Annotated in this window: 3 protein-coding genes; all 3 read right to left on the reverse strand. The window is 67.8% G+C overall.

Translation table 11 applies throughout. From position 1 onward, the window contains the following. A partial coding sequence (locus tag ACGF5C_RS34740) for a winged helix-turn-helix transcriptional regulator (protein ID WP_393308654.1) occupies positions 1 to 230 on the reverse strand: 230 nt, incomplete at its 3' end. Next, positions 227 to 610: a hypothetical protein gene (locus ACGF5C_RS34745; RefSeq protein ID WP_030518345.1), complete on the reverse strand. Its 384-nt coding sequence runs from the start codon at positions 608 to 610 to the stop codon at positions 227 to 229. The genes ACGF5C_RS34740 and ACGF5C_RS34745, both read right to left, overlap by 4 nt. Positions 611 to 727: 117 nt before the next feature. Beyond that, the coding region (locus ACGF5C_RS34750) for a class I SAM-dependent methyltransferase (RefSeq protein ID WP_393308657.1) at positions 728 to 1,257 on the reverse strand (530 nt) is incomplete at its 5' end.

Here is a 1,257-nt window from a genome sequence, read left to right on the forward strand (position 1 = left end):
CGCGCCTCGGTGAGTTCGGACAGCCGGCGGGTCAGCACGCTCGAGGAGAGGTCGCCGCATGCGGTGCGCAGTTCGCGGAAGGTGAGCGGACCCGAGGCCTGATCGAGTTCCCAGATCACCCGCAGCACCCAGCGCCGCCCGAGCAGATCGAACAGCGCCATGATCGGACGCCCGGTGGTCGATCCGCGCACCGGATGCCCCGGACGTGGCGTTTCGGCCGCCACGGTCATGCCGCCTGCGGTGGGGGTGAATCTTCCAGTCGCCGTGCCATTTCCGCGATGGCCGCGCGCAATGCCCGATACGGCCGCAGGAACAGTGTCACATGGGTCAAGCTGCCGGTCTCGGAGAGTTCTTCCCGCAGCACACCCTGGAGTTCTTGGTCGGCGAATCGGGCGGTGAAGGCGAACATCCGTTGCTGCCCGTCGGTCCACTGCCGCGTCTGCTGCACCGAGTCGAGCACCGTCGCGATCGTGGCCAGCAGATGTGCCGCGCGGGCCCGCCCGTGGTAGTCGGCGACCGGGCTCGAGAAGGTCACGCCTTCGGCGAGCAAGGCCGGCAGTTGCGTGGTGTCTTTCGATTGCCACACCGGCAGGATGAGACTTTCGGTCATGCCTCTATTTTAGAGGCACGCTGGAGCGGGTGCCAGTCCCTGCGCCGGGGGATCCTGGTCGGGAATCCGGGGCGTCGTCCGGACATCCAGGACTGGCCGCGCCCGAGGCTGCGGTTGTCAGTCGGCGTGCAGGACGAAGAACAGGAAGCACAGGAATCTGTTGTCGGTGCTCTCGCCGAGCACCTCGGGGATCAGGTCGCGGGCGGCGGGCAGGGCCGGGGGTTCGCTGATGACGCCGATGCGGAATCCCGCTGCGGTGAAGGCGTCGGTCATCGCGTGTAATGGCCGGTCCCAGAAGCTCAGCCGGGCGGTCCGGCCGCCCATGGTCCATTCCTCGATCCGGTTGCGGACCTCGAAGTAGTTGGTCGGGTCACCGGCCAGGCGCTGCCCGAGGAAGTTGGCGAAAGGATGCTCGACCGAGACTATGAGTCTGCCGCCGGGGACCAGCACTCGTCGCAACTCGGCGAGAGTCGGTCCCCAATCTCGCAGATAGTGCAAGACCAGAGACGCGACGACATCGTCGAACGCGGCGTCAGGAAAGGGCAGCGGATCGGCCAGGTCGGCGACTCGCACATCCGCGTCGGCGCCGAGGTGCTGCCGGGCCTGCTCCAGCATCCCGGCGCTCGCGTCGATGCCGGTCACGACGG

The sequence above is a fragment of the Micromonospora sp. NPDC047620 genome, from assembly GCF_043205005.1.
In the GTDB taxonomy this organism is placed as follows: Bacteria; Actinomycetota; Actinomycetes; order Mycobacteriales; family Micromonosporaceae; genus Micromonospora.

Excerpts from the sequence above, each read along its gene's own strand:
- ACGF5C_RS34745 (WP_030518345.1), bottom strand. The coding sequence starts at position 610 with ATGACCGAAAGTCTCATCCTGCCGGTGTGGCAATCGAAAGACACCACG.